Here is a 26,209-nt window from a genome sequence, read left to right on the forward strand (position 1 = left end):
GATCGGGACGGTGACTGCCCAATGGGACTTTCCAATGCTTTTCATTCTTCCAGGCTATCGCTGTTTAATTAATGATAGCTAATTGGTATCTATGTCCGCAGGATCAGTAGCACACCGGTCACCAGCAGCACACTGTACACCGCCTGCCTAAAGCGCTCCTCGTTGAGCCGGTGGTGCAGGAATTCCCCCACCAGCACGCCCACCACCAGCAGCGGCAGGTACCACACCAGCCGGTGGGCACTGGCCACCAGGCTGCCATCGAACAGGTAGAGCACACTGAGGGTCAGGTTCAGGGTGAACCAGACCGTGAGCAGGGTGGCCCGGGTGCGGCTCTTGTCCAGCCGGATACCCGCCAGGGCGTAGACCAGTAGCGGCCCGCCGGAGGCAAACAGGCCATGGGTGATGCCGGCCCCGAAGGTAATGATGCGGCTGGTCATCAGGCCGTGGGGTTCCGCCACTCGGCCCCCGAACAGTCGCCACAGTTCCTTGCCGGCAAACCACACCACCAGCGCGCCGAACAGGGCTTTGAGGATGCCGACCCCCAGCCAGGGGGTCAGCAGGTAGCCGGCCAGGGTGCCCGCCAGCATCAGCGGCAGGATCAGGGTGGCCAGTAACCGCCAGTCGATATGGTGGTGATGCTTCCAGGTCAGGTAACCGCTCATGAACACATTCAGGGGCACCAGCACCGGCAGCATCTCGGGGATGGGCAGCAACATGGCCCCCAGGGACAGGGCGATGACAATGGAGCCGAAGCCGGTGATGGCTTCGATGGTGTAGGCCAGCAGGATGGCAAAGCCCAGCCACAGCCAGGGGTCGATCATGTTGTGGGGCCTTTGTCCGGGGTATCGGGTGGTGCCAATGCCTGGCTACCGGCAATATCGCCGGCAAACTTCCGGCGTATGGCTCGCAGGTACAGGGCCGGCGCGATGCGCCACAACAGGCTGCCGAAGCGGGAGACGGCATCGGGAAGCAGCCAACGCTTGCGCCTGTTCAGGGCCTGGTCAATCATCCGCGCCATGTCATCGGCGCTGGACAGGCCACCGATGGTGGAACGGGCATGGCTGGCCTTGTTCCCATCCGCCCCCAGGGCGTTGTGTTCGATGGGCGTGTCCAGGAAGCTGGGGTACACCATCAGTATATGAATCCCCCGGGGCTCCAGCTCCAGCCGCAGCACCTCGAAGAACTGTGCCAGGGCCCCCTTGGCGGCGCAGTAGCCGGCTCGCCCCGGCACTGGCATCCAGCCGGCCATGGAGCCGATGCAGATGATGCCGCCCCGGGACTGCTCAAGCAAGGGCAGGGCCAGTTGTGTCAGCTCCACCGGCCCCTGCCAGTCCACCGCCATGACCTTGCGGAACACCTTCGGGTTGGTGTCCGTGGCGGGCGACCGGTGGGTGATACCGGCATTGTTCACCAGCAGGTCCAGCCGGCCGAAGGTGATCTCGGTTTCGTGCACCAGGCGCTGGAGTTCGTCCCGCCGGGTCACGTCGACGGTGACGATATGCACCCGGGTGTCGTCGCCCAGTTCCGCTCGCCGCCGGAGAAGTGCCTCGGCATCGATATCCGCCAGCACCAGGCAGTGCCCGGCCTGGTACCAGTATCGCGCCATGGCCCAGCCCAGGCCGCTGGCGGCGCCGGTAATCAGGGTAACGGTCACAGGTCACCCCGCTGCTGGGCATGCCCGATGAAGAAGTCGAAGGTTTCCGCCGAGGTCTTCCGGGGCCGGTAACCGAATTCCTCCTTCAGGCGGCGGTTGCTGAGCACCGGCCGGTAGCGCAGGAAATTGACCTGCGCCGGCGACACCGGTTTGCCCAGCCATTTCGCCACCTGCAGGCCGGCCTTGACGACACTGGCCGGCAGGACCAGCAACGGTTTGTCCAGCTTGCGGGCGATCTCGCGAATGGTCAGGGCGCCGTCGCCGGCCATGTTGTAACGGCCGGAGCGGTCTTCGCGGATGCCCTGCTCCATGGCGTCCAGAACATCCTGGTCCCAGATGAACACGAACGGCGAGTCACTGCCGCGAATGGCCAGCAGCCGGGGCGCCAGGAACAGGCTGGTGATCTGGTTGCGGGTATCCATGCCCAGCACCGTGCCGGGCCGGAAGATAAGCTGCTGGAGTTCCGGGTGCTCGGCTCTGTACCGGGCCAGTAGTTCCTCCACCTGGCGCTTGTGGTCCGAGTAGGCGAATTCCGGGTTGCCCCGCAGCGGGTCGTCCTCGTCGATCCACTCGGGGTTGTCCGGGTGGTAGCCATAGGCGGCGCCGGAACTGGTCACGGTGATGTGTTGGACCTTGGCGGCCACGCAGGCTTCCAGCACATTGCGGGTGCCATTGACGTCGATGTCGTAGTCCCGCTGCCGGTCCGGTGAGGCCTGGAGGATTGAGGCCAGGTGGACGACGTGGGTGATGCGGTATTCCGCCAGGGTCAGCACCAGTCTCGAATCGCGGACATCCAGCACTTCCAGGGGAAAGTCCAGGCCTTCCCGCCAGTGCAGGTCGGTGCCCATCACGAAACAGTCCTTCGCCAGGCGGTTGCCCAGCTGGTGGCCGATGTAGCCGGCGGCGCCGGTGATCAGGATGCGTTTTTCGGTGGTCATGATGTCAGCTTTGTGGTTGTACGGGTTCGGGATCGGGAAGCGGGCGATGGGCCCAGATCTGTGACAGGGTGAGGCCGGACACCAGGTGCCACACGCCCCAGAAGGCGGTAATCAGCATCATGCCGCCGGCCTCTGGAAAGAAGGTGAACAGGATCACCAGCCCCAGTCCCGAGTTCTGGATGCCCACCTCCATGGTGACCGCCCGCTGGTCCGGTACCGACAGTTTCATCAGCCGGGCCATGCCGTAGCCCAGGGCCAGCGCCAGCAGGTTGTGGCCCACCACCAGCCAGAAGAAGGTATGGAACTGGGTCAGGAACAGGTCCACGTTGTTGAGGAAGGCGATGGCCACGAATGCCAGGAAGATCAGCAGCGAGATGAATCGCAGGGGTTTCTCGCTGCGCACCGCCAGCGTCGGGAAGCGCCGGCCGGTGACCATGCCCAGTATCAGCGGCAGGGCCAGCACCAATAGCACCAGCAGGAGGATGTTTTCCGGCTGTAGGGCAATCTCCTGAAGGTAGGCACGGGTGTGGGGGTTGAGCCAGCCATAGAGTGCAAAGTTCAGCGGCGTCATCACCGTGGCGGCCAGGCTGGAGACAGCGGTCATGCTCACCGATACCGCCACGCTGCCCTTGCCCAGCCAGGTCATGATATTGGAGAAACTGCCCCCGGGACAGGAAGCCACCAGGATCATGCCCAAGGCCAGTTGCGGGTCCACCCGGAAGGCCCAGGTGAACAGGCATGTGGCCGCCGGTAGCAGCAGGAACTGGGCAAGCAGCCCGGCGATGGGGGCCCGGGGTATGGTCAGGACCCGTTTGAAGTCAGCGGGTCTCAGGTTGAGGGACACGCCGAACATCATCAGGGCCAGGATCACGTTCAGGGTGACCAGGCTGGCGGGGTCGAACTGCACCGTCATACGGATTTACCCCTTGCTGTGGTCGGGTTGGAGTTCGGCGATATGGCCTGCCAGGGTCTCCAGGTACTGGTCCTTGTTCACATAGTAGGCCATGCGGGCGAGCTTGATGTAGTTGTAGCCCCCGTCCAGCCGCTCGCCTACCCGCTCCTTCTTTTTCCGTTGCAGGTCATTGGCGGCCCGGGCACCCTTCTGTCGCTCGCGGATGTACAAGGCGGCCAGCCGCGCCTGCTGGTTGCGGCCCTCCCAACCCAGGCCGGTGGCCTCGATCATGCCCATCAGGAACAGGTTGTCATGGTCCGGATGCATCATGTTCAGGTACAGCCGGGGCGCGTCCTCGTGTTCCGGCCAGTTGAGGTGTTTGCGGTCGATGAACGGGTAATCCAGCAGGTAGCCGGTGGCCATCAGGATCAAGTCGTACTCGCCGCTCTCGCCATCGCTGTAGTGGACGGTTTTGCCCTCCACCCGGTCGATGCTTCGCCGGGGGTGGATATCCCCGTGGCCCAGGTGATGCAGGATCAGGGAGTTGATCACGGGGTGGGACTCGTACATGCGGTAGTCCGGGTCCGGCAGGCCATAGTCCGAGGGCTTGCCCATCACCAGGCGGATCAGGGCCGCGTCCATCCGCTGTTTGATGGGCCGGGGCATTTTCAGTTTGCCGCCGATGGTGTCGATGGGCTTGCCGTTGAGGAATTTGGGCAGGAAGTAGTAACCCCGGCGCAGGCTCATGTCCACCGAGCGGGCATGGTGCACCGCATCCACGGCGATGTCGGCACCGGAGTTGCCACAGCCGATGATCAGCACCCGTTTGTCCTTGAACACGTCCGGGGAGCGGTAGTCCGCGGAATGCATCAGTTCACCGTCGAACTCGCCGGGCAGTCCGGGCCTGTTGGGAGTATGCAGGGTGCCGTTGGCGATCATGACCCCTTCGAAGGTGCGGGTCTGTTGCTGGCCATCGCACTCGGTGGTCACCTGCCACTGGTCGCCGTCTGGCTCCACGTTCACCACGCGGGTATTGAACTCGTAGTGTTCACGCAGGCCGAAATGGTCGACGAAGTCCCGGAAGTAGGTGCGTAGCTCGTGGTGGCTGGGATACTGGGCCACCGAGTCCTTCATGGGAAACTCCACGAACTCGGTCATGCGCTTGGACGAGATCAGGTGCGCGGTTTCGTACATGGTGCTGTGGGGGTTGTCGATATCCCACAGGCCGCCCACATCGCCATGGAGTTCGAATCCGGTAAAGGGAATGCCCTGCTTCTGGAGATTGCGGGCACAGGCAAGGCCCATGGGGCCGGCGCCGATCACTGCATACATGTTGGTTTTCCTGATTTTGTTGTTGTCATCCCGTATCTTATGGGTAAACGCGTCCGTTTTCCTGACCGGACAGGACAGAAACCACGACAATTCAGGCCATGATCGGAACGTCACCCACGGTTACCCATCTCTATGCCCAGGCGATCCTGCAGGCGGCACAGCGTCAGGGCATTGCGCTGTCCGACGATATTACTCGTCAGGTGGTGCCGGGGCAGCGGGTGCCGCTGTCGGTGCAGGACCGGCTCTGGGATGAGTACTGCCGGGCGGTCGATGACCCGCTGGCCGGGCTGGAGATCGGCCTGGCGCTGCAGGTGGGCCACCTGGACAGCGCCGGCATGCTGCTGGTGAGCTGCGATACCCTGCGGGAAGGGCTGGAGGCGCTGGTGGAGTATGCGCCGGTGGTGGGTGATGGGGGCGAGTTCTCGATCTCGGAGGACGCTGATCGGATTAGCCTTTGCTATCGGCCCGAGTACCAGGTCCGGGTGGCGGAACGGGTGGACGCGGTGATGGCGTCGCTGGTGCGTCTGGCGGGCTGGGCCACTGGGGAGGCATTCAGGCCGGAGACCCTGCTGCTGACCCACCCGTCCCGGGGTGATGGGGCGACCTATCGGGAGCGGCTGGGCATGCCGGTGGTGTTCGACGCTGATCGCAACTGTCTGCAATTTCACCGGGGCCAGGGCGACCTGCCGTTGATCCAGGCCAACAGCGCCTTGCGGGATCATCTGCGGCAACTGGCGGACCATACCCTGGAATCGCTGGGCCATCAGAGCCTGAGTGGGCAGGTGAGTCGTCTGGTGCGGGAGCATCCCAACTGGGGCAAGGAGCGGGTGGCCTCGGAGCTGGCGGTCAGCGGTCGGCACCTGAACCGGTTGCTGGCGGATGAGGGCTTGTCGTTCAAAGTGTTGCGGGAGCGGGAGTTGCATCGGCTGGCCGTGGAGCTGTTGAGGGCCGGGCAATCGGTGGTGGAGGTGAGTGAGCGCCTTGGGTTTTCCGAGGAGGCCGCCTTTGCCCGGGCATTTCGGCGGTGGGAGGGGGTTAGTCCCGCCCGCTATCGTTCTTCCGTTTCTGACTAATGTAGATTGCGAATTCAGGTGCAGGCACGGGGTCACTGGGAGGTCTTTTTGCCGCCGCAATTCACGGTCCATCCCTGGACCGACCTTGCTCCGGGCCATCCATGGCCCTGCTCTAAAAAGACCTCCCAGTAACCCCGCGCTTTTAACCATGTGCTGGCCGCTAAAGACAATAAAGCCTGTAGAAAGGTATCCCGAACTCCGATTTTCCCATGACGACAATAGTCATCCGATAACGGGGAGATACCTCTGTCCGGTTTGTTGTGAGTTCAGCAAATCTGCCCGTCGGTGGTGGGGTAAGGGGGGTGATTTCGCAGCAGCGACAGGGATGTCGCGAAGCAAGGTCGGTCCAGGGACGGACCGTGAATTGCGGCGGAGAAAGCGCCCCCCTTACCCCACCGCCAGCCACCAAACCAACCAATCTACGAACCCAGCTCTCAGCCAAAGAACAAATCACTTGCTAAAACCCAGGCTGCCCATAAAATGCACAACTCTTCCCCTGAGCGCCCAACCCAATGCAACTGGTTTCCTTCGATATCTTCCGTACCCTGGGCTTCCCGGATACCACCATCATCAAACCCGAGCACTTCCTGCGTCATAAGGCCGAACTGGAAGCAGCAGACTGGGTACTGTTCCCGGAATACTGGCAGTTAAACGCCCTGGTCCATGGCCTGAAGTGCCGGGTTTTCCCCAGTGAAGCCAGCTACCGCATCGGCCATGACAAGGTGGAGATGACCCGGGCCTTCCAGGCCGTGGCACCGGAACATACCCCCTGGACACTGATCGAAGCCAACGGACCGGAGGAGCGGGATCGGCTCTGGGCGACCATGCCCTCGCCCTTCGTCGCCAAGCTGCCCAAGGCCTCCATGGGGGAAGGCGTCTGGCTGATTGAATCCCGCCAGAACTGGTTACGATACTGCGAGCGGACGCCGGTGCTGTACGTGCAGGAATACCTGCCCATCGACCGGGATGTGCGCGTGGTTGTGGTGGGTGACCAGGTGCTGACCGCCTACTGGCGAACGCAGTCGGATCAGGGCTTCTATAACAACGTGGCACGGGGCGGAAAAATCGATGCGTCGGCGGTGCCGGCAGTGGCGACGGACCTTGCCCTGAGGCTGGCACGGACGCTGGGCGTGGACCATGCCGGTTTCGACATCGCCCTGGTGGAAGGCTACCCCTACGTGCTGGAATTCAACCGGCTGTTTGGCAACCAGGGGCTGGCCCAGGGAACGGCGTTAAAGGATGCCATCCTGGGCTATCTGCGGACCCGGACGGCGCCGGAGGATCCGGATGGTCCGGCCCCACTATGGCCGGTGGCGGTCTGAACGGGTAGGCTCGCCCTGATTGTGATGCTCTTATCCTTTGTTTTTCCCACCGAATCCGGCTAGCTTAGGTGACAGATACAAGAGATATGAGGAGAAGAGATGGGCACCCCGAAGATCCTGGGTATTGTTTTGCTGGTGGTAGGCGCCTTGCTGCTATTCTTTGGTTACCAGGCGTCACAGTCCATGGGCGAACAGTTGGCGGAAACGGTGACGGGCCGTTTCAGTGACGAGACCATGTGGTACATAATCGGCGGCGTTGCGGCGCTGGTTGCCGGTGCCTTTCTTACGTTCTTCAAGAAGTAGACCGCAGTGAAGGCCCTCAGGCCTTCACGTCGATATTGGCCCCGACGCGATCCGACGGATTGGCACCGGCGGTGGGCACGGCGGTATCGGAGATGCCTTCCAGCAACTGCATGGCGCCCTGTTGCTGCATGTCCATGGACTTTTTCATGACCTGGATCTGTGCCTGTTCACTCACCCGTTGCTGGCTCATCTGGGTGCTGGCGGCTGCCATGGAAGCGACTTCAGACATCTTTACACTCCGGCTGTTTAATTCGTGATCACATTAGCAGTCTGGACGGTGCATTGAATAGCCTTCGGCACCTTCCTGTTTCAATCCCTTACAAATCTATTCCAGCGGTTTCATAAGGCCTTGCCCCATGGGTATTTCTGCTCATATCTGACCCATGAAAAAAGCCCGATGATCGCGCCATATGACGGGTACTGCAGCGTTGCTGTGGTGCCCTTTTTTTATGGGCGATTACCCTGTGGAGGGACACACCACCCATGACCGATGTCACCAACGCCAACATTGCCGACTACTACGACCCTGAGACCTTCAAACGCATCAAGGACTTTGCGGATACCCAGGAAACGCCGTTCGTGGTGATCGACACCAAGGTGATCGACCGCCAGTACAACGAGCTGGTGGAAGGCTTTCCGTACGCCAAGGTCTACTACGCGGTGAAGGCCAACCCGGCTCCGCAGATCCTGACCATGCTACGGGACAAGGGCGCCAGTTTTGATATTGCGTCGGTGTATGAGCTGGACAAGGTGATGGCCCTGGGTGTGACCGGTGATCGGGTAAGCTATGGCAATACCATCAAGAAGGCGAAGGACATCCGCACGTTCTACGAGCGTGGTGTGCGCCTGTTCGCCACGGATTCCGAGGCGGACCTGCGCAATATTGCCAAGGCGGCCCCTGGCTCGAAGGTGTATGTGCGTATCCTGACCGAGGGCACGCTGACCGCCGACTGGCCCCTGTCCCGCAAGTTCGGCTGTCAGACCGACATGGCCATGGACCTGCTGATCCTGGCCCGTGACCTGGGGCTGGTGCCCTATGGCGTATCATTCCACGTGGGTTCCCAGCAGCGGGAGATCGGCGCCTGGGATGCGGCCCTGAACAAGGTGAAGGTCATCTTCGAGCGTCTTAAGGAAGAGGATGGCATCGAGCTGAAGATGATCAATATGGGCGGTGGTTTTCCGGCCAACTACATCACCCGCACCAATGAGCTGGGAGTGTACGCGGAGGAGATCCATCGCTTCCTGAGGGAGGATTTCGGTGACGACCTGCCGGAGATTATCATCGAGCCGGGTCGTTCACTGATTTCCAATGCCGGTGTGCTGGTGAGCGAGGTGGTGCTGATTTCCCGCAAGTCCCGCACGGCGTTGCACCGCTGGGTGTACACGGATGTGGGCAAGTTCAGTGGTCTGATCGAGACGCTGGATGAGGCGATCAAGTTTCCGATCTGGACGGAGAAGTCCGGTGAGGGCGAGGATTGTGTGATTGCCGGGCCGACCTGTGACAGTGCCGATATCATGTATGAGCACCACAAGTATCCGTTGCCTCTGAATCTGGCGATCGGGGATCGGATGTACTGGCTGTCTACCGGGGCCTATACGACCACTTACAGCGCTATTGAATTTAACGGGTTTCCTCCGTTGAGAGACTTCTACCTCTAAGATTGGGGGTGGGCCGCGAAGCGGGGGGCGGGTTCTTCCGGAAACCCAAAACTCGCTTCGCTCAGACAAGGGTTCCCTGCAGAATCCACCCCCCGCTCCACGGCCTTCAGGCTGTGAGTGTGGGGCCACTTCTGGGTCAGCCTTCGGGCTGGCCCTTTTTGTTTGTCAGGTCGAGGGTGAACGCCAGTGGGAGCACCAGCAGGCTGTAGCCGACCATGATCATCAGGGCGTGGCGGATGTCGCCGGTCCAGTCCGCGAGGACGCCGCCCAGCATGGGTACCGAGAATGCGACCGTGTAGCCCACCAGGAAGGTACCGGCGGATAGGCGACCGGTGTCTTCGGAGCGGACCACGAGTGGTGGCAGGGCGATCAGCAGGATCAGCAGTATGCCGGCGACAAAGCTCATGAAGGTGGCGAAGGCGATGGACCACCAGCCTTCGGTGACGATGGTGCCGGCGGTGCCGAGGATGCTCAGGGCCGCCATCCAGATGATCAGGTTGCGGCGGCCGACCCATTGCCGGGCCATTTTAAGCATCATCAGGGAGGCGAAGACCTGGGCGATGTTGTACCAGAACAGGGCTTCGGACAGTTTTTCGAAATGGCCCTGCTGCTCCAGCAGGTTGCCCATGTAGGCGTTCAGGCCAAAGAACATGGACGCGGACAGGCCCAGCAGCAGGCCCAGTTTCAGGGTCAGTGGGTTGTGCCAGTCCGGTAGCCAGGCCGGTGGTCCGGTGGGACGGCTGAGGTCCCGCCTGGGGATGAACAGGGCCCCGGCGACCAGCAGGGCGGGCAGTGACCACGCCAGCAGGGTGGCCTGCCAGTTGTTGTCCAGCAGTGGCATCAGCACCGGCAAGGTGACGCCGGCGCCGATGAATTCCCCCATTAGCATGCCGTTCATGTAGATGGCGGAGCCGATGGCGATGTGGTGGGGCTCCAGCCATCGTGGCAACAGGGCCGGCAGCGCGGGTTGCATCATGGCGATGCCGAGACCCATGACGACGCTGGCGACCATCAGGGTGACGGCGTCGGGAACCAGCCCCCGGGCGGCGGACCCCAGGGCCATGATGGTGATGGCCAGTGCCAGGGTATTGCGGGGACCGAGTCGGGAAATCGCCAGGGAGCCGGGCATGGCGCCAATGGCCAGCATCAGGATGGGCAGGGTGGTGAGGGCACCGGTCAGTGCCTGGTTGAGGCCCAGGTCATCGCTGATGAATGGCGCCAGCGGTGGCGCCACCAGGATGGGAATGCGCAGGTAGACACCGGCCAGCCAAAGCAACACCGCCACCGGCAGCAGGGAGGCTGGCGGTGGCGGCGCGATGGTGGTTTTGGCGTCCACCACGGTCAATCAGTTGTCGCTGGTGTCCGGCAGGTAGGCACCGTCCTCGTCGTGGATTTCACGGCCGGTGACCGGCGGGTTGAAGGCACAGATCAGGCGCATGTCCTCGGTGCCACCATACAGGGTGTGGCGGTCATGGTTGTCGAGGGAATACAGGGTGCCATCGGTGATTTCGTGGACTTCACCGGTGGCCAGGTCCTTGATACGCCCGTTGCCGGCCACGCAGTAGACGGCTTCCAGGTGGTGCTTGTACCAGAAGGTGTGCTCGGAGCCGGCCTTGATGATGGTCTCGTGAAACGAGAAACCCATGCCGTCCTTTTTCAGCAGCAGACGGCGACTGGTCCACTGCTTGTCGCTGACTTCACGTTCGGTACCGATGATGTCCTGCACTCGTACGATTTTCATGGGCGTACCTCGTTCTGGTTGGGTAAAGCCGTTCTGAAAGCCAGGGATCATCCCGGTATCGTTCAGAGGCTACTGAATGTGACAAGCCCTGCATTATAACCGTTTGGCCGCCCCTTAACGAGGCCAGCCGGTCTTTCCGGGGTCCATCGAATCCCTGCTGGCACCGTGATCGGCCCGCCATTTCCGGTAACCCACCAGTGCAGAGTGGATGGCGGCTTCCAGGCCCTGCTGTTCGTCAGGGGCCAGTTGCCGGCCCTTGCGCAGCTTGCCGAGGGCCTGCTGGATCGCCTTGCGCTGGGGGCTGTCCAGTTGTTCCAGCCAGTGGCTGTCGGAGGGGGGCAGCTCCAGCGGATCCCGACCGGCATGGTTCCTCTCGCTGATGTGCCACCAGTGATCCACCGCCCTTCCCAGAACAATATAGCCGAATTGCAGGTCCTGCACGGGGCCGAAGGTGGCGGTCTGCAGCTCGCCGCTCCCCTTCAGTGGCCCCAGCCGTAACGCCTGCACCGCCAGCCGGTCGCCGTAGAAGTAACTGCCGGCGGCGCCGATCAGGCCACCGATCAGGGCACCCGCCCCGAGTGAGTGCCCCAGGGTCAGGGCGTCGATGCTGGCGCCGCCCACCGCTCCGGCACCGAAGCCGGCGGTGGCCAGGTAGCGCTTGCTCACGGCCCAGGCCTGGCGGGTGCTTTCGCTGAACAGGTCATGGTCCTGGTGCCAGCTGAGTTCCGCCTCCTGGCGGGCGATCTGGTGGTGCTGGTACAGGGTCTCGATATCCCGCCGCAGGCGCTCCTCCCGCTCCCGCTGGTGCTGGTACCAGCGGTCCCGCAGTCGGGCTTCCAGAGCCTCGCGGCTGTCGCTGCCGGGTATTGGCAGGTTTCGGGGCAAGGTGCGGGACTCCTGGTGGCGCATCATGTCGGCGAGCGCGGCGGCAATCAGCCGGGCCGACTGCCATTGCCGGTCTTCCCGCTGGCGAGTCAGATAGTGGGTGGCCTGCTCCAGGGGCTGCTCCCATTCCGGGCGGAGCTGGCCAAAGGCCTTTAAAAGGCTAAGATGTTTCTCGAACGAGGCGCGAACGGCGTCGAAACTGCGCACAACCTGGAAGAACTGCCCCAGCGCCTTGTGCCAGCTTTCGGTGTGGTCGTCGGTGCCGATACGGTTGATCAGGGCCAGGCTGGGCTGCCCGGTCCAGCGCAGGATGGTCATTTCCGCCTCCTGCTCGGCGGTATAGGGCACTGAGCCGTCCACCACGTAGATGATGCCGGCGCCCTCGATTATCGGCGTCAGAAGCTCGCACTCGTCCCGGAACTTCGGATTCTCCCGGTGCTGGTGTACGAAGGCCGCCACCGTGTCCGGCCGATCGGAGGCGGACAGGCTGTGGGCCTCCAGCCATTCCAGCACCCGCCGTGGGCGCTGGAACCCGGGGGTGTCCACCAGGGTGTACAGGGTGTGGTTGTCCACGGTCAGGGGATAGGTGTGGCTCTCCCGGGTGGTGCCCGGTTCCAGGGCGATGGCGATGCGGTCGTTCTGGGACAGGGTGGCCACCACACTGGATTTGCCCCGGTTGGGATGGCCAACCACGGCGAAGAGCGGCGCCTGATCAGTCCGTTTCATGGAGTGCCTCCGCCGTATCGACGGCTGCCACGTGAACGCCGCGCCCGACCCGGTCGGCAAAGCGTAGCCACTGGGCCAGGGCCTGTTCCGCCGGTGGCTGTGCCGGGGCGCTGGCCACCGGCAGCAGGATCAGGGTGAGGTCCGGGAACCGTTCCGCTGCCTCCTCCAGAAAGTCCTCCAGTTCGGCGGTGGGAGGCTCCCAGCTACGGGTCACCACCAGTAATTGCCGGTCCTCCGGGGATCGCTGCCCGGCCAGGGCCGACAGCGTGTCCCGGTCGGCCTGAAGACTCTGGTTGCCCCCCGCCCGCAGGGGCTGCGAAGGCGGCTTTGTCAGGATGTCCTCCGGCGAGGCGCCGGCCCAGCAGACCACCAGCGGCGTCTCGGGAATGGCAACGGTGTTCGAGGTGACATCGACGGGAAGCTGGCCACTGTCGGTGGCGTCGCTGCCGGTTTCCACCGCCGGGGTTTCCATGCGCCAGAGCAGCGCCTTATAGCCGGGGTGGTCGCAAAGCGCCCGCAGCCCCTTGCGACGAAGATCCAGGGTGGCCACCACCAGCAGCAACAGGCGGGGAAGGATGGTCCAGGTCAGCCAGGCCATGGCGACAAAGGGCCACCAGGCACCCCAGCGGATGCCGGCGATGTCCGTGCCGGTGCCCTCCAGGCGGAAGAAACGGGTATCCGCCACCAGGTCCGGTGTGGGAGTCGCCACCGGCAGCCAGCCGGACCAGGGGGCCGCCACCCAGGAGACAATGCGATACCAGCCCTCGGCTGATGTTTCCAGGGTGGTGCTCCAGCCGAAAGCCAGATCCTGCACCACCACGGAAACCAGCAGGGTCAGCAGTCCGGTGACGCCGAAGGCGAGGCCGGCGGCCTGGGCGGTCCGTGCCATCATCGGGCTGAACAGGGGCCACAGGGCGGATGATGGCTGACGCTTCTCCAGACGGTGCTGCAGGCTGTGGACCAGGGGGGCCCAGGGTTGCCAGCCGGCCAGCCCCTGGCAGGCGGTGAACAGGGCCAGCACCAGTTGCAGCAGGATGACGCCGAGGATCACGGTGATATTGATCTGCTGGCCACCGTCGTAAAACAGCAGCCCGGACATGGTGATGATCCCGAGCAGTGCCCCGGCGCTGATGAAGGCCGTGGCGAACTGTCGCCAGAACCTCAGTTCCGGGAAGCCTGCGGATGTTGCGCCGTTCAGGGCTTCGAGCTGGCCCAGCCAGTGATGGATGTCCGGCTTCTGGCCCTCGCCCCGATCCAGGGCGTAGCGGCGGTCCCGCCGGTGCAGGAAGGCCGGCGACTGCCGCTGGTCGCGCTGATACTGGTGATCGAAGGCCAGCAGGGTCTCAAGGTGGCCGGGCATGGAGTATCCTTGTAGCAATGACGTACAAAAGCCAGACGGCCCCGAGAGTGTAACCGATGCCCCACCATTTGATGAATCTGCGCCATGTGCCCGACGACGAGGCGGATGAGATCCGCGCCCTGTTCGACGAGCATCGGATCAACTACTACGAGACGCCGCCGTCGTTCTGGGGTATCAGCATGGGCGGTTTCTGGGCCCATGACGAGATCGAGGCGGAACGGGCCAGGACCCTGCTGGAGGACTACCAGGCCCGACGCCAGCGCAGCCAGCGGGAGGCCTGGGAAGAGGCCTTGCGGCAGGGGCGTGGCGACGGTATCTGGCACCAGTTCCTGCGCAAGCCGGTCACGGTTATTGCGGCGCTGGTGGCACTGGTGTTTATCCTCGGGATATCCCTGGCCCCCTTCCTCCGGCTGGGGTGACCCGGGTTATCGGGTGTGGGCTTTCAGAAACACCAGAGCCTCATCCATGACGGCCCCCCGGAACAGGAAAGTGGTGACGTGGCCCTGGCCGTGCATCAGCACCAGCTGGCTGGTTACATCCGCCGCCTCCAGGCGCCGATGGAAGTCGCGGGCCTGGGAGACCGGCACCAGATCGTCCCAGGTGCCGTGGAACAGGAAGTGGGGCGGTGTATCCGCCGTCACCCAGGCAGCCGGTGACGCCCTCTCATAGCGTTCCGGCATGGCCTCCCGGGTGTCGCCGAGGAATTGCCTGAGCAAGCGTCCGGAATCGAAGTTTCGCAGATCGGCGGGCAGGCCACCCGCCACCACCGCGAGCAGTCCCTGCTGGTCCGGATTCCAGGGAGCCCGGTCGGGATGGTCGCTACTGTTGACGGTGGCCAGCAGGCTTATCAGGTGAGCCCCGGAGGAATAACCGAAACCGGCAATGCGCTCGGGGTCCACGTTCATTTGATGGTGGTGTCGCCGCAGCCAGTCCAGGGCCTGTTGCAGGTCCCTCAACTGCGCCGGGTACTGATGGTCCGGGGCAAACCGGTAGTCGATATTCATGGCGGTCAGGCCATGGCGGGCCAGTTCACGGGCCGTGTCGGTCATGTCGGCCCGTGAACGACCCTGCCAGCCGCCACCATGGACCACCAGTACCGCCGGCCCCGGTGTGGTCCGCTCCGCCACGTAGAAGTCGGCGTGCAGTGCCTCGGGCCAGCCCTCCGGCGAGTAGCGGATGTTGAGCCGTTCCTCAAACCCGGTATGCTTGGGTTCCACCAGATCGTCCGGTGGGTTGATATGGGTGGTGCATCCGCCAAGCACCAGCAGTGCCAGTGCCGACAGCCAGCGTGCCAGCGTCATGGGGGCGTCTCGAAAATGGGTGTGTCATATCATACGTCGCCGCCACGGAGCCGGCTCAACGTCCAGACCAGATCCAAAGCCAGGTAATGCCATGTCGCAATCCTACCAGCCCAGCGGAATCCGTGGCCTGACCCGGGACATGATCGATGCGCTGATCGCCATGTTCGAGAAGGCCAGTGCCGGTGCCATCGCGGTGAACCGGGATGCGAAAATCACCTGGATCAACGACAGCTATTGTCGGTTGCTGGGGGTAAGGGCGCAGGACGTGCTCGGCCAGCCGGTGCAACGGGTGATCCCCCACACCCGCATGCCGGAGGTGGTAGCCAGTGGCGACCCTTTGCTGCTGGACATCATGGAGCATCAGGGCCAGCAACTGGTGGTCACCCGTCTGCCGTACTTCAACGACGATGACGAGGTTGTCGGTGCCATTGCCTGTATTCTGTACGACGACCTGCAGCCCCTGACGCCGCTGGTGGCCCGCTACCGGCGCCTGCACCAGGACCTGCAGGCTGCCCGCAAGGCGCTGGCAAGGACGGCCCGTGGCACCCGCTACAGCCTGTCGGACTTTACCGGCGCCAGCCCGCAGGCCCTGGATGTCAAGCGCAAGGCCAGGCTGGCCGCCGGCCGGGACGTGCCCGTGCTGTTGCTGGGGGAAACCGGCACCGGCAAGGAGGTACTGGCGCAGTCGATTCATGCCGGGTCCGGGCGGGCGGAGCAGCCGTTCGTGGCGGTGAACCTGGCGGCCATACCCGAAAACCTGCTGGAGGCGGAGTTCTTCGGGGTCGCCGCCGGTGCCTTTACCGGTGCCGACCGGAACCGTACCGGTCGTTTCCAGTTGGCCAGTGGTGGCACCCTGTTCCTCGATGAGGTGGGGGACATGCCCCTGTCGCTCCAGGCCAAGCTGCTGCGGGCCCTGCAGGAGGGTGAGGTGGAACCGGTGGGCTCCAGCAGGGTGGTGCCGGTGGATGTGCGCCTCGTTGCCGCCACCAGCCGTGACCTGGAGGCGATGGTGGCCGAGGGTAGCTTCCGGTCCGACCTCTACTACCGGCTCAATGTGCTGGAAATCCGGGTGCCACCGCTACGGGAGCGGCTGGCGGACCTTGGTATCCTATGTGAAAGTCTGCTGGCGGACCTTACGGACGGACCGGGCCTCGGCGCGGAGATCACGGATGACGCCCTGGCCCTGCTGGCCAGGCATCACTGGCCGGGTAATATCCGGGAACTTCGCAATGTGCTGGAGCGTGCCCTGACCCTGGACGACGGAGCGGAGATCCTGGACCGGCAGGCATTGGCCCAGGTTCTGCCCGCTCTCGAGCCGTTACCAACCAACGATACGGATGCAGGGAGCCGGACTGGCCACAACGCCCTGGCCGGTACACGGACCCTGGCGGAGGCCGTGGCTTCGGCTGAACGCGAGGCCATCGAATCAGCCCTGGCGGCCTGCCGGGGCAACCGGAGCCAGGCGGCCCGGCTGTTGGGCATTTCCCGTTCGGTGTTCTACCAGAAACTGTCCCGACTGTCCTGATTTCAGGACAGGTGTCCTTTATTCAGGACATGGCCATCACCGTTCGCGCGCAACATGTCCTGATTTCAGGACACTGCAATGTGTCCGGTTGTCGGGTGAACTTATAAAATAATGATATTAAAGGTAAAAATATAAACGGCACGGTTCCTGCTCACCAGGATGCCAGCCAGAACAACCACCAATAACGCTGGCTTTCCGTGTCCATGATGATGACGGTCCGGTTCCGGTTGTTCTGGCTGCAACAGACAGTCCTGTCGTGAGTGCGACAAAAACAACAAGGAACCCGATATGTCGATCAAGACCTCCGTTTCCCGTCTGGCTCTGGGTGTGGCTGCCGCCAGCACCCTGGCCCTGTCCGCCACCCCCGCCGCCGCCGAGAAGGTCCGCTGGCAGGTACCGCTGGCATTTCCCTCCCACCTGGTGGGGCTGACCACACCGGTCAAGCATCTGTCCGAGAACCTCAATGACATCTCCGGCGGCGACATCCAGTTCCGCTATTACGAGCCGGGCGAACTGGTGCCCCCCTTCGAGATCATGGATGCCGTCAGCGAGGGCAAGTACCCCGCCGGCTATACCTGGGTCGGTTATGACCAGGGCACCATCCCCGCCCTGCCACTGTATTCCGGTGCGCCGTTCAACATGGAGCCCCCGGCCTACCTGGCCTGGTACTACGAGGGCGAAGGCCGCGAACTGCTGGAGGAAATCTACGCCGAGCGCAACATCCACCCCATGCTGTGCAGCATCATCGGGCCCGAGGGTGCCGGCTGGTTTGCCGAACCCATCGAATCACTGGAGGATTATGACGGTCTGCGCATCCGCTTCGCCGGCATCGGCGGCAAGGTGCTCGAAGAGCTGGGCGCCTCGGTGACCATGGTGCCCGGTGGTGAGATCTACCAGGCCCTGGAACGCCAGACCATCGATGCCACCGAGTTCTCGCAACCGGCCATCGACAAGATGCTGGGACTGGACCAGATCATCAAGAACTACATCATGCCGGGCTGGCACCAGACCCTGACCACCTCCCACCTGCTGGTCAACAAGGATGTCTGGGAAAGCCTTGAACCACAGACCCGCGCCCTGGTGGAAATGGGCTGCGAGGCTGCCACCCTCAAGGGCTTCGCCGAGAGTGAATTCGCCCAGCCCACCGCCCTGCGGGACTACCAGGAAGAGGGCGTGACCGCCCAGACCCTGCCGGAGCCGGTACTGCGGGAACTCCAGGACGCCACCAACAAGGTGCTGGATGACATCGCCGCCGAGGACGAGATGTTCAGGCGGGTGCTCACCAGCCAGCGTGAGTTCATGGAGCATCACTCCATCTGGCACAGCAAGGGCTACCTGCCCCGGGATTTCTACCAGTACGACTGATCCCGTAGCCAGCGACGGGCGGGCGCATTCCGCGCCTGCCCGCTTTTCCCCTGAAACCAGAACATACCCGAGGTTGATGTGACGGAACCTGCGACTTTCAGTGCTCCGGCCAGCCCCGCTGCCCACCCTAATGGCCTGCCCCACAACCGGCTCTCCCTGGGCCTGGACAGGCTGATCAGCGCCATTGGCCGGGGCCTGTCCTGGCTGTGGCTGGTGATGCTGGTGGTGGTGCTGGTCAACGTATTCAGCCGGTTCGTGCTGTCCAGGGGCTCCATCGCCCTGGAGGAGCTGTCCTGGCACCTGTTCGGCATTGCCATGATGATGACCCTGGCCTATGCGGTGGTGAAGGATGACCACGTGCGGGTGGACGTGCTGCGGGAGAAGTTCTCCCTGAGGACCCGCGCGCTGATCGAGGCCCTGGGCATCGCCCTGCTGGCGCTGCCGATCCTGTACCTGATGATGGATGCCCTGGTGCCCTACGCCTGGAAGGCCTTTGTGCTGGAGGAGCGCTCCCAGGCCCCCAGCGGTCTGCCGTACCGGTTTATCTTCAAGGGCTTCCTGCCCCTGGGACTGGCGTTGGTGGCCCTGGCCCTGTTCTCCCGGCTGACCCGCTGCACCACCCTGCTGGCCGGCTTTCCCCGGGCCGCTCCCCATGACCGGGAGGAGGACCACTGATGGGACTGGAAACGCTGCTCGTTATCGCCATGTTCGCCAGTTTCATGGCACTGTTGCTGCTGGGCTTCCCGGTGGCCTGGTCACTGGCCGGCATTGGCCTGGTGTTCGCGGTCGTTGGTCATGTACTGGTTGAATACTTCGACGCGGACCTGTGGTTTACCTGGTCCGGCACCATCGGTGTGCTGGATGCCCGTATCTACGGCATCGTGGCCAATGAATTGATGGTGGCCCTGCCGCTGTTCATCTTCATGGGCATCATGCTGGACCGTTCCGGCATCGCCGAAAAACTGATGCACAGCCTGGTGCGGGTGCTGGGGCCGCTGCGGGGTGGCTATGCCATCACCGTGGTGATCGTCGGCATCCTGCTGGCGGCGTCCACCGGCATTGTTGGAGCCTCGGTGGTGCTGCTGGGCATGTTGTCCCTGGGACCAATGATGCAGGCCCACTACAACAAGTCCCTGGCGGTGGGCACCGCCTGTTCCGTGGGTACCCTGGGTATTCTGGTGCCGCCGAGCATTATGCTGGTACTGATGTCGGACCGGCTGGGAACCTCCGATGCGTCGGTGGGCAAACTGTTCATGGGCGCGCTGATCCCTGGCCTCATGCTGGGGGTGATGTACATCCTCTATATCGGTATTGCCGCCTGGCTGAAACGGGACCTGGCGCCGGCGCCGAAGCACCACCAGAAACTGGATCTGAGGGTCCTGCTGGATGTGTTCCTGTCGGTGGTGCCGCCCATGGCGCTGATTCTGGCGGTACTGGGGTCGATCTTTTTCGGTATTGCCACCACCACGGAAGCGTCGGCAGTGGGGGCCGCCGGAGCCATGCTGATGGCCTTTGTCAGCCGTCGGCTGGACACGACCGTACTGCGGGAGGCGCTGTATCAGACCAGTCGTACTACCGCGTTCATCTTCGGCATCTTTATCGGTGCCACGGTGTTTGCGGCGGTGTTGCGGGGGCTGGGCGGTGATGATGTGATCCGCGACGCCATCACTGGCCTGCCCTTCGGCACCACGGGTGTCCTGCTGACGGTGCTGCTGATTACCTTCCTGCTGGGCTTTTTCCTGGACTGGGTGGAGATCACCCTGATTATCCTGCCCCTGGTGGCCCCGGTGCTGTTTTCCCTGGGGGTGGAGCCGGTGTGGTTCGCGGTGTTGTTCGCCATCTGCCTGCAGACGTCGTTCCTGACACCCCCGGTGGGTTTCTCTCTGTTCTATATTAAGGGGGTCTGTCCACCCGGCATCACCACGCGGGATATCTACCTGGGGGTGCTGCCCTTCATCCTGCTGCAGTTGCTGGGGCTGGGGCTGGTGTTTGCCTTCGAACCCCTGGCCACCTGGTTGCCCAATGAAGTGTATGGTGGTCAATGAACAACAATAATGAACTGGATCAACAAGGAGTATCCGTCATGAGGCTGAAACAGAGAACCGCCCTGATTACGGGCGCCGCCCGTGGCATCGGCCGGGCCGTCGCCGAGCAGTACGCCCGGGAGGGCGCCCGGGTCGCCATCGCCGACCTGAACCACGAGAGCGCCAGCGAAGCTGCCGAAGCGATCCGCGCGGCCGGCGGCCAGGCCATGGCGTTGGCCATGGATGTCACTGACGAACAGGCCGTGGATGACGGCTTCCGCCAACTGGCCGACCAGTGGGGCGGTGTGGACATCGCCCTGGCCAACGCCGGGGTGCAGCACATCGACCCGGTCCACAAACTGGCCTATGGCGATTGGCGCAAGGTGGTGGACGTCCATCTTAACGGCGCCTTCCTGGTCACCCGGGCGGCCCTGAGGCAGATGTACGACGGCCAGGGCGGTACCATGCTGTACATGGGCTCGGTGCACTCGGTGGAAGCCTCGCCCCTGAAATCCCCCTACGTGGCGGCCAAGCACGGCCTGCTGGGCCTTTGCCGGGCGGTGGCGAAGGAAGGGGCCGAGCATGGTGTGCGCAGTAACATCATCTGCCCGGGCTTCGTGCGCACTCCGCTGGTGGAAAAGCAGATTCCCGAGCAGGCGAAGGAGCTGGGGATTTCCGAAGAGGAAGTGATCCGCAACGTCATGCTGAAGAACACCGTGGATGGCGAGTTCACCACCGTCGAGGATGTGGCGGAGCTGGCCGTCCACCTGGCCGCTTTCCCCTCTGCCGCGCTGACCGGTCAGTCCATTGTGGTCAGCCATGGCTGGCACATGCAGTAAAGGAGTCCTGAATGAGTGACAAGCACGAGTCCATGGTGGTCTGGACACCGTCTGACGAAACCCTGGAAACCTCCCGCATGGGGCGCTTCCGGACCTGGCTGGAAGACCAGGGCCTGGGGCCGTTTGCCGACTATCATGCCCTGCACCAATGGTCCGTCGACGAGCTGGAGACCTTCTGGCAGAAGGTCTGGAACTATTGCGGCCTGGTCTGCGACACCCCGGCCGAACGGGTACTGGGCAGCCGTGGGATGCCGGGGGCGGAGTGGTTCCCCGGAATGAGGCTCAATTTCGCCGCCAACCTGTTGCGGCTGGCGGAGGGCGACCATGCCGATCGTGAGGCGGTGGTGGCCTATTGCGAGACCCGCCTGGTACTGAGGCGCAGCTATGGCCAGCTGAAGGCGGATGTTGGCGCGTTCGAGGCCTTCCTGCGCAGCCAGGGGATTACCCAGGGGGACCGGGTGGCCGGTATTGTCACCAACGGCTACGAGGCCATTGTCGCCATGCTGGCCACCACCAGCATGGGGGCCATCTGGAGTTCCGCCTCCCCGGACTTCGGGGTGGGGGCCATCAACGACCGCTTCGGCCAGATCGAGCCCACGGCGCTGGTGGCCGTGAACGGCTATGGCTACGGCGGCAAGGTATTCCCGCGCCAGGAGGCCTTCCGTGACCTGGTGGCACAACTGCCTTCGCTGAAGTGCGTGGTGAGCATTGCGCAACTGCCGGACGAGGCGCCCATTGCCGGTGGTGGGGTCACCACCTGGGAGGAGGCGCTGGCCGCCGGGGTGGGCCAGGCACCGTCCTTCACGCCGCTGCCGCCGGATCACCCGGTTTATATCCTGTATTCCTCCGGCACCACCGGCAAGCCCAAGTGCATCGTGCACGGCAGTGCCGGGCTGGTGGTGAACCACGCCAAGGAGCTGATGCTCCACGGCGACGTGGGGCCGGACGACCGCTTCCTGTACTTCACCACCTGCGGCTGGATGATGTGGAACTGGCAGGTGTCCGCGCTGATAACCGGCGCCGCCGTGGTCACCGTGGACGGCTCACCCGGCTACCCGGACCTGAACATGCTGTGGGACACCGTGGCCCGGGAACGGGTCACCCATTTCGGCACCAGCGCCCGCTTTATCGCTGGCTGCCGCAAGGCGGAACTGGCCCCGGCCCGGAACCTGGACCAGAGCCACCTGCGGGTGGTGTTCTCCACCGGCTCACCGTTGCTGCCGGAAGACTATGACTGGGTGTATGGCGATGGCGCACCCAATGTGTTGCTGGGCTCCATTGCCGGCGGCACGGATATCTGCGGCTGCTTTGTGGGGGCGACACCATTGTTGCCGGTACGCCGGGGCGAGATCCAGTGCCGCTTCCTGGGGGTGGATGCGGTGGCCTATGGTGATGATGGTCAACCGGTCAGCGAGGGTCGTGGTGAGCTGGTCTGCCGCCAGCCACTGCCGTCCATGCCGGTGCGATTCTGGAACGACCCGGATGGTGAGCGTTACCACGATGCCTACTTCGCCACCTTCCCCGGCGTCTGGGCCCACGGCGATTTCATCGAGTTCACCGAGCACGGTGGTGCGATTATCTATGGCCGCTCCGACGCCACCCTGAACCCGGGCGGCGTGCGCATCGGTACTGCGGAAATCTACCGGCAGGTGGAGACCATCGCCGAGGTGGCGGACAGCCTGGTGGTGGGACGCCAGATCGACGGCGATGTGGAAGTGGTACTGCTGGTGGTACCGGCAGCGGGCCAGACCCTCACCGACGACCTGGCGCAGCAGCTACGCCGCCGTATCCGTGAAGGGGCCAGCCCGCGCCATGTGCCGAAGCACATCATTGCCGTGGACGACATCCCCTATACCCGCAGCGGCAAGAAGGTGGAGCTGGCGGTGGCCCGGCTGATCAATGGTTCAACCAGGGCGGACAACCGGGACGCCCTGGCCAACCCCCAGGCCCTGGACCATATCCGCGAGCAATGCCGCACTGCCGGCCTGCTGGACGGGGAGGGCTGAGCCGGAAGCCTGCCAACTGTCATGGGTGGAGCCCATCATAGCCGTTCCCTGGTTTCGGCCCCTGTCAGGCATTGATGCTCAGTCCTGAACCGCTGGAGCCTGGGACCGACTGCCCAGGTACAGGTAGTTGGTGTAGCGGCGCTTCGGGCCCCGTTTCTCATCGATCAGATGGGCCGACACGGACAGGTCCGGATGCTCGTCGGAGGTGAACCGGGTGAGTTGGCCGTCGGTCTCGCCATCCCGGTTTCGGCTCATTTCAACGGTGCTCCAGTCCGGCCCCAGGCATTGCATCAGGTAGTTCACCGACTTGAGGTAGCGATCCCTGGCAATATCGATGGAGGGGGCGGTCGCCGAGCAGCTATAGGCGCTATCGCCATTGCCCCACCGCCAGATCTCGCAGTGGCCGGCCACCAGGTCTTCCTTCGCCCGGTAGGTGGTGATGTTGCGGGTGTTGTTGGCCTTGCCGCGATAGGCCGGGAACCCCCCAGGGTAGTCGGCGATCAGCCCCTGTACGGTGGCGCAAGGGTCATCAACTCCCCGGGAGAGCGTGGCATCGCGACCGGCACAGCCCGTGAGGGTGACAAGGGCCAGAAATGCGGCGACAGGTGCAGTCCGTCCATGAATCATGCAGTTTCTCCCGGCAGGGGGTGTCAGAGCGTTTGTGAATTACTAAAGCACAGGTCGGGAGGGAATGCCAGGCAGGGCTTTCGATGGTGTAACTGGCTGTTTTGACTGGCCCCATCAGAGGGTAACGTTGCGGTAATGGATTGGGTTAAGACTAAGATCGTAACCCAATGTCAAAAAAAAATGCTATCTTATGTGACTCATCAAAAGACCCTATTCAGTCATTGTTGCGGTCAGGGGTTCACAAGACGCTTGGCCAGATGGTGACCGTCCTGAATTCATCCATTATCCAGAGGACGAAAATGACAACCGAAAATCCGAAGATTGTCTACACACTGACCGACGAAGCGCCGGCCCTGGCGACCCGCTCCCTGCTACCGATCCTGCAGACCTTCACCGCCCCGGCGGGCATCACCTTCGAGACCAGTGATATTTCCCTCGCCGCCCGTATCCTGGCGGCGTTTCCCGATTACCTTGAAGAAGACCAGCGGGTCCCCGATGCCCTGGCGGAACTGGGCGAGTACACCAAGGACCCGGACGCCAACATCATCAAGCTGCCGAACATCAGTGCCTCCATCCCGCAGCTCCGGGCGGCCATCAAGGAGCTGAACGAGCAGGGCTACAAGGTTCCCGAGTACAAGGAACATCCGGAAACCGACGAGGAAAAGGAAGCCCATAAACGTTATTCCAAGGTTCTCGGCAGTGCCGTGAACCCGGTACTCCGTGAAGGCAACTCCGACCGTCGTGCACCCACGGCGGTCAAGGCCTTCGCCCGCAAGTACCCGCACTCCATGGGTGAGTGGAGCCCCGCTTCCCGCACCCACGTCGCCCATATGCGCGGCGGCGATTTCTACTCCAGCGAACAGTCCGTCACCCTCGACAAGGCCACCAAGGCCAACATCGTGTTCGAGAACAGCAAGGGTGAGCAGACGGTACTGAAGGCCGATCTGCCTCTGCAGGAAGGTGAAGTGCTGGACGGCATGTACATGAGCAAGCAGGCGCTGGTGAAGTTCTTCGAGGACGCCATTGCCGACTGCGAGAACACCGGGGTGATGTTCTCCCTGCACGTGAAGGCCACCATGATGAAGATCTCCCACCCGATCGTGTTCGGTCACGCGGTGAAGGTCTTCTACAAGGAGCTGTTCGAGAAGTACGGCGACCTGTTCCAGGAAATCGGCGTCAACCCGAACAACGGCCTGTCGTCCGTGATCGAGAAGATCAAGCAACTGCCGGAATCCAAGCAGGAGCAGATCCAGGAAGACCTGCACAAGACCTACGAGCACCGCCCGGAAATCGCCATGGTGGACTCGGTCAAGGGCATCACCAACCTGCACGTGCCCAGTGACGTGATCGTGGATGCCTCCATGCCGGCGATGATCCGTAACTCCGGCAAGATGTGGGCCCGGGATGGCAAGCTGAAGGACACCAAGGCGGTCATGCCGGAGTCCACCTACGCCACCATCTACCAGGAAGTGATCAACTTCTGTAAGACCCACGGCGCCTTCGATCCCACCACCATGGGTACCGTGCCCAATGTCGGCCTGATGGCACAGAAGGCCGAGGAATACGGTTCCCACGACAAGACCTTCGAGATTCCCGAAGCCGGCACCGTCCGCATCGTAGCCGAGGACGGCACCGTGCTGACCGAGCACAAGGTTGAGGAAGGCGACATCTGGCGCGCCTGCCAGACCAAGGACCTGCCGATCCGCGACTGGGTCAAGCTGGCGGTCAACCGGGCCCGCGCCACCGGCATGCCGGCGGTGTTCTGGCTGGACGACGAGCGTCCCCACGACGCCCAGCTGATCGAGAAGGTGAAGACCTACCTGAAAGAGCACGACACCGAGGGTCTGGATATCCGCATCATGTCCCCGGTCCGCGCCATCCGCTGGACCATGGAGCGCCTGATCCGTGGCCTGGACACCATCTCCGTGACCGGTAACGTGCTGCGTGACTACCTCACCGATCTGTTCCCGATCCTGGAGCTGGGCACCAGCGCCAAGATGCTGTCCATCGTGCCGCTGCTCAACGGCGGTGGCCTGTACGAGACCGGCGCTGGCGGTTCCGCGCCCAAGCACGTGCAGCAGCTGCTGGAGGAGAACCACCTGCGCTGGGATTCCCTGGGTGAGTTCCTGGCCATTGCGGTTTCCCTGGAAGAACTGGGCGAGAAGCAGGACAACCAGCGTGCCCGCCTGATGGGCGAGGCCCTGGATAAGGCTACCGGTCGTCTGCTGGAAAATAACCAGTCACCATCACGGGTGACCGGCGAGCTGGACAACCGGGGCAGCCACTTCCATCTGGCCCGCTACTGGGCGGAGGAGCTGGCCAACCAGGACGAGGACAAGGACCTGAAGGAGTTCTTCACCAAGCTGTCCAAACAGCTGGAAGAGAACAAGGACCAGATCCTGGAGGAAATGAGCGTGATCCAGGGCCATCCGGCGGATATCGGTGGCTACTACCACCCGCCCGCGGACAAGGTCTGCAAGATCATGCAGCCCAGCGAGACCCTCAACAAGATCCTGGACGAAGCCCGGGAGAGCGCCAAGCGCACCTGAGTAACCGTCTGGTAGTAAAAAGCCCGGCCGGGGAGACCCGACCGGGCTTTTTTGCTGTAGCGCCAGAGGTTCGATTGAAAGAGAGCTG

At 63.3% G+C, this 26,209-nt stretch carries 24 protein-coding genes; 12 read left to right on the forward strand and 12 right to left on the reverse strand.

From position 1 onward, the window contains the following. Positions 1–89: 89 nt before the first annotated feature. Genes RO069_RS03530 through RO069_RS03550 form a run of 5 tightly spaced genes read right to left on the reverse strand, consistent with a single transcriptional unit; the run spans position 90 to position 4,816 of the window. Positions 90–821 (reverse strand): sulfite exporter TauE/SafE family protein, encoded by a 732-nt coding sequence (locus RO069_RS03530; RefSeq protein WP_328185356.1) that lies wholly within the window; start codon positions 819–821, stop codon positions 90–92. After that, positions 818–1,654 (reverse strand): SDR family oxidoreductase, encoded by an 837-nt coding sequence (locus RO069_RS03535; protein WP_328185357.1) that lies wholly within the window; start codon positions 1,652–1,654, stop codon positions 818–820. Before RO069_RS03535 ends, RO069_RS03530 begins: the two co-directional genes overlap by 4 nt. Beyond that, entirely contained in the window at positions 1,651–2,592 is a 942-nt protein-coding gene (locus tag RO069_RS03540) for an SDR family oxidoreductase (RefSeq protein ID WP_328185358.1), read from the reverse strand. The genes RO069_RS03535 and RO069_RS03540 overlap by 4 nt, the downstream gene beginning before the upstream one ends. Positions 2,593–2,596: 4 nt before the next feature. Further along, positions 2,597–3,505, reverse strand: a complete 909-nt coding sequence (locus RO069_RS03545; RefSeq protein ID WP_328185359.1) for a bile acid:sodium symporter family protein — start codon at positions 3,503–3,505, stop codon at positions 2,597–2,599. Positions 3,506–3,511: 6 nt separating this feature from the next. After that, entirely contained in the window at positions 3,512–4,816 is a 1,305-nt protein-coding gene (locus RO069_RS03550) for a flavin-containing monooxygenase (protein ID WP_328185360.1), read from the reverse strand. Positions 4,817–4,914: 98 nt separating this feature from the next. Between RO069_RS03550 and RO069_RS03555 the strand changes: the two genes are divergently transcribed. From RO069_RS03555 to RO069_RS03565, 3 genes are all read left to right on the forward strand, one after another. Beyond that, the gene (locus tag RO069_RS03555; protein WP_328185361.1) at positions 4,915–5,889 is read left to right on the forward strand and encodes an AraC family transcriptional regulator; all 975 of its coding nucleotides are present in this window, start codon (positions 4,915–4,917) and stop codon (positions 5,887–5,889) included. A gap of 512 nt (positions 5,890–6,401) precedes the next feature. Further along, positions 6,402–7,211 (forward strand): ATP-grasp domain-containing protein, encoded by an 810-nt coding sequence (locus RO069_RS03560; protein ID WP_328185363.1) that lies wholly within the window; start codon positions 6,402–6,404, stop codon positions 7,209–7,211. Positions 7,212–7,310: 99 nt separating this feature from the next. Further along, positions 7,311–7,514 carry a DUF3185 family protein gene (locus tag RO069_RS03565; RefSeq protein WP_328185364.1) on the forward strand — a complete coding sequence of 68 codons (204 nt, stop codon included), beginning with the start codon at positions 7,311–7,313 and terminating at the stop codon, positions 7,512–7,514. A gap of 16 nt (positions 7,515–7,530) precedes the next feature. On the opposite strand, the gene RO069_RS03570 is transcribed toward RO069_RS03565, so the two are convergent. After that, positions 7,531–7,743 carry a YjfB family protein gene (locus tag RO069_RS03570; protein ID WP_328185365.1) on the reverse strand — a complete coding sequence of 71 codons (213 nt, stop codon included), beginning with the start codon at positions 7,741–7,743 and terminating at the stop codon, positions 7,531–7,533. Positions 7,744–7,997: 254 nt separating this feature from the next. On the opposite strand from RO069_RS03570, the gene RO069_RS03575 reads away from it, so the two are divergent. Further along, a complete protein-coding gene (locus tag RO069_RS03575; RefSeq protein WP_328185366.1) occupies positions 7,998–9,173 on the forward strand; it encodes a type III PLP-dependent enzyme in 1,176 nt (391 codons plus the stop codon). 136 nt (positions 9,174–9,309) lie between these two features. Here RO069_RS03575 and RO069_RS03580 read toward each other — a convergent pair whose 3' ends face one another. The 4 genes from RO069_RS03580 to RO069_RS03595 all read right to left on the reverse strand — a co-directional run bounded on the left by RO069_RS03580 (position 9,310) and on the right by RO069_RS03595 (position 13,885). Further along, complete coding sequence (locus RO069_RS03580) at positions 9,310–10,512, reverse strand: MFS transporter (protein ID WP_442915326.1); 1,203 nt, start codon at positions 10,510–10,512, stop codon at positions 9,310–9,312. Between the two features lie 6 nt (positions 10,513–10,518). Continuing rightward, positions 10,519–10,914: an ectoine synthase gene (locus tag RO069_RS03585; RefSeq protein WP_328185367.1), complete on the reverse strand. Its 396-nt coding sequence runs from the start codon at positions 10,912–10,914 to the stop codon at positions 10,519–10,521. 114 nt (positions 10,915–11,028) lie between these two features. Then, the gene (locus RO069_RS03590) at positions 11,029–12,525 is read right to left on the reverse strand and encodes a GTPase/DUF3482 domain-containing protein (RefSeq protein ID WP_328185368.1); all 1,497 of its coding nucleotides are present in this window, start codon (positions 12,523–12,525) and stop codon (positions 11,029–11,031) included. Continuing rightward, positions 12,512–13,885: a DUF2868 domain-containing protein gene (locus RO069_RS03595; RefSeq protein ID WP_328185369.1), complete on the reverse strand. Its 1,374-nt coding sequence runs from the start codon at positions 13,883–13,885 to the stop codon at positions 12,512–12,514. The genes RO069_RS03590 and RO069_RS03595 overlap by 14 nt, the downstream gene beginning before the upstream one ends. Positions 13,886–13,941: 56 nt before the next feature. Here RO069_RS03595 and RO069_RS03600 point away from each other — a divergent pair, with 56 nt between their 5' ends. Then, positions 13,942–14,304 carry a DUF6164 family protein gene (locus RO069_RS03600; protein ID WP_328185370.1) on the forward strand — a complete coding sequence of 121 codons (363 nt, stop codon included), beginning with the start codon at positions 13,942–13,944 and terminating at the stop codon, positions 14,302–14,304. A 6-nt stretch (positions 14,305–14,310) separates the two neighbouring features. Here RO069_RS03600 and RO069_RS03605 read toward each other — a convergent pair whose 3' ends face one another. Next, positions 14,311–15,186, reverse strand: coding sequence for an alpha/beta hydrolase (locus tag RO069_RS03605; protein ID WP_328185371.1), 876 nt, complete (start codon positions 15,184–15,186; stop codon positions 14,311–14,313). Between the two features lie 91 nt (positions 15,187–15,277). Between RO069_RS03605 and RO069_RS03610 the strand changes: the two genes are divergently transcribed. From RO069_RS03610 to RO069_RS03635, 6 genes are all read left to right on the forward strand, one after another. Beyond that, positions 15,278–16,711: a sigma-54 interaction domain-containing protein gene (locus tag RO069_RS03610; protein WP_328185372.1), complete on the forward strand. Its 1,434-nt coding sequence runs from the start codon at positions 15,278–15,280 to the stop codon at positions 16,709–16,711. A gap of 288 nt (positions 16,712–16,999) precedes the next feature. Then, positions 17,000–18,076 carry a TRAP transporter substrate-binding protein gene (locus RO069_RS03615; RefSeq protein ID WP_328185373.1) on the forward strand — a complete coding sequence of 359 codons (1,077 nt, stop codon included), beginning with the start codon at positions 17,000–17,002 and terminating at the stop codon, positions 18,074–18,076. A gap of 78 nt (positions 18,077–18,154) precedes the next feature. Next, positions 18,155–18,751 carry a TRAP transporter small permease subunit gene (locus RO069_RS03620; protein ID WP_328185374.1) on the forward strand — a complete coding sequence of 199 codons (597 nt, stop codon included), beginning with the start codon at positions 18,155–18,157 and terminating at the stop codon, positions 18,749–18,751. Then, a complete protein-coding gene (locus tag RO069_RS03625; RefSeq protein WP_328185375.1) occupies positions 18,751–20,121 on the forward strand; it encodes a TRAP transporter large permease in 1,371 nt (456 codons plus the stop codon). The genes RO069_RS03620 and RO069_RS03625 overlap by 1 nt, the downstream gene beginning before the upstream one ends. A 38-nt stretch (positions 20,122–20,159) precedes the next feature. After that, positions 20,160–20,939 carry a 3-hydroxybutyrate dehydrogenase gene (locus RO069_RS03630; RefSeq protein ID WP_328185376.1) on the forward strand — a complete coding sequence of 260 codons (780 nt, stop codon included), beginning with the start codon at positions 20,160–20,162 and terminating at the stop codon, positions 20,937–20,939. A gap of 11 nt (positions 20,940–20,950) precedes the next feature. After that, positions 20,951–22,945, forward strand: coding sequence for an acetoacetate--CoA ligase (locus tag RO069_RS03635; protein WP_328185377.1), 1,995 nt, complete (start codon positions 20,951–20,953; stop codon positions 22,943–22,945). 78 nt (positions 22,946–23,023) lie between these two features. On the opposite strand, the gene RO069_RS03640 is transcribed toward RO069_RS03635, so the two are convergent. Continuing rightward, entirely contained in the window at positions 23,024–23,572 is a 549-nt protein-coding gene (locus tag RO069_RS03640; protein WP_328185378.1) for a hypothetical protein, read from the reverse strand. 299 nt (positions 23,573–23,871) lie between these two features. Here RO069_RS03640 and RO069_RS03645 point away from each other — a divergent pair, with 299 nt between their 5' ends. Further along, a complete protein-coding gene (locus tag RO069_RS03645) occupies positions 23,872–26,121 on the forward strand; it encodes an NADP-dependent isocitrate dehydrogenase (protein WP_328185379.1) in 2,250 nt (749 codons plus the stop codon). Positions 26,122–26,209: the final 88 nt, after the last annotated feature.

The organism is Marinobacter sp. OP 3.4, from assembly GCF_036224885.1.
Taxonomy (GTDB): domain Bacteria; phylum Pseudomonadota; class Gammaproteobacteria; order Pseudomonadales; family Oleiphilaceae; genus Marinobacter.

Excerpts from the sequence above, each read along its gene's own strand:
- RO069_RS03530 (WP_328185356.1), bottom strand. The coding sequence starts at position 821 with ATGATCGACCCCTGGCTGTGGCTGGGCTTTGCCATCCTGCTGGCCTAC.
- RO069_RS03540 (WP_328185358.1), bottom strand. The coding sequence starts at position 2,592 with ATGACCACCGAAAAACGCATCCTGATCACCGGCGCCGCCGGCTACATC.
- RO069_RS03545 (WP_328185359.1), bottom strand. The coding sequence starts at position 3,505 with ATGACGGTGCAGTTCGACCCCGCCAGCCTGGTCACCCTGAACGTGATC.
- RO069_RS03550 (WP_328185360.1), bottom strand. The coding sequence starts at position 4,816 with ATGTATGCAGTGATCGGCGCCGGCCCCATGGGCCTTGCCTGTGCCCGC.
- RO069_RS03555 (WP_328185361.1), top strand. The coding sequence starts at position 4,915 with ATGATCGGAACGTCACCCACGGTTACCCATCTCTATGCCCAGGCGATC.
- RO069_RS03560 (WP_328185363.1), top strand. The coding sequence starts at position 6,402 with ATGCAACTGGTTTCCTTCGATATCTTCCGTACCCTGGGCTTCCCGGAT.
- RO069_RS03565 (WP_328185364.1), top strand. The coding sequence starts at position 7,311 with ATGGGCACCCCGAAGATCCTGGGTATTGTTTTGCTGGTGGTAGGCGCC.
- RO069_RS03570 (WP_328185365.1), bottom strand. The coding sequence starts at position 7,743 with ATGTCTGAAGTCGCTTCCATGGCAGCCGCCAGCACCCAGATGAGCCAG.
- RO069_RS03575 (WP_328185366.1), top strand. The coding sequence starts at position 7,998 with ATGACCGATGTCACCAACGCCAACATTGCCGACTACTACGACCCTGAG.
- RO069_RS03585 (WP_328185367.1), bottom strand. The coding sequence starts at position 10,914 with ATGAAAATCGTACGAGTGCAGGACATCATCGGTACCGAACGTGAAGTC.
- RO069_RS03590 (WP_328185368.1), bottom strand. The coding sequence starts at position 12,525 with ATGAAACGGACTGATCAGGCGCCGCTCTTCGCCGTGGTTGGCCATCCC.
- RO069_RS03595 (WP_328185369.1), bottom strand. The coding sequence starts at position 13,885 with ATGCCCGGCCACCTTGAGACCCTGCTGGCCTTCGATCACCAGTATCAG.
- RO069_RS03600 (WP_328185370.1), top strand. The coding sequence starts at position 13,942 with ATGCCCCACCATTTGATGAATCTGCGCCATGTGCCCGACGACGAGGCG.
- RO069_RS03605 (WP_328185371.1), bottom strand. The coding sequence starts at position 15,186 with ATGACGCTGGCACGCTGGCTGTCGGCACTGGCACTGCTGGTGCTTGGC.
- RO069_RS03610 (WP_328185372.1), top strand. The coding sequence starts at position 15,278 with ATGTCGCAATCCTACCAGCCCAGCGGAATCCGTGGCCTGACCCGGGAC.
- RO069_RS03615 (WP_328185373.1), top strand. The coding sequence starts at position 17,000 with ATGTCGATCAAGACCTCCGTTTCCCGTCTGGCTCTGGGTGTGGCTGCC.
- RO069_RS03625 (WP_328185375.1), top strand. The coding sequence starts at position 18,751 with ATGGGACTGGAAACGCTGCTCGTTATCGCCATGTTCGCCAGTTTCATG.
- RO069_RS03630 (WP_328185376.1), top strand. The coding sequence starts at position 20,160 with ATGAGGCTGAAACAGAGAACCGCCCTGATTACGGGCGCCGCCCGTGGC.
- RO069_RS03635 (WP_328185377.1), top strand. The coding sequence starts at position 20,951 with ATGAGTGACAAGCACGAGTCCATGGTGGTCTGGACACCGTCTGACGAA.
- RO069_RS03640 (WP_328185378.1), bottom strand. The coding sequence starts at position 23,572 with ATGATTCATGGACGGACTGCACCTGTCGCCGCATTTCTGGCCCTTGTC.
- RO069_RS03645 (WP_328185379.1), top strand. The coding sequence starts at position 23,872 with ATGACAACCGAAAATCCGAAGATTGTCTACACACTGACCGACGAAGCG.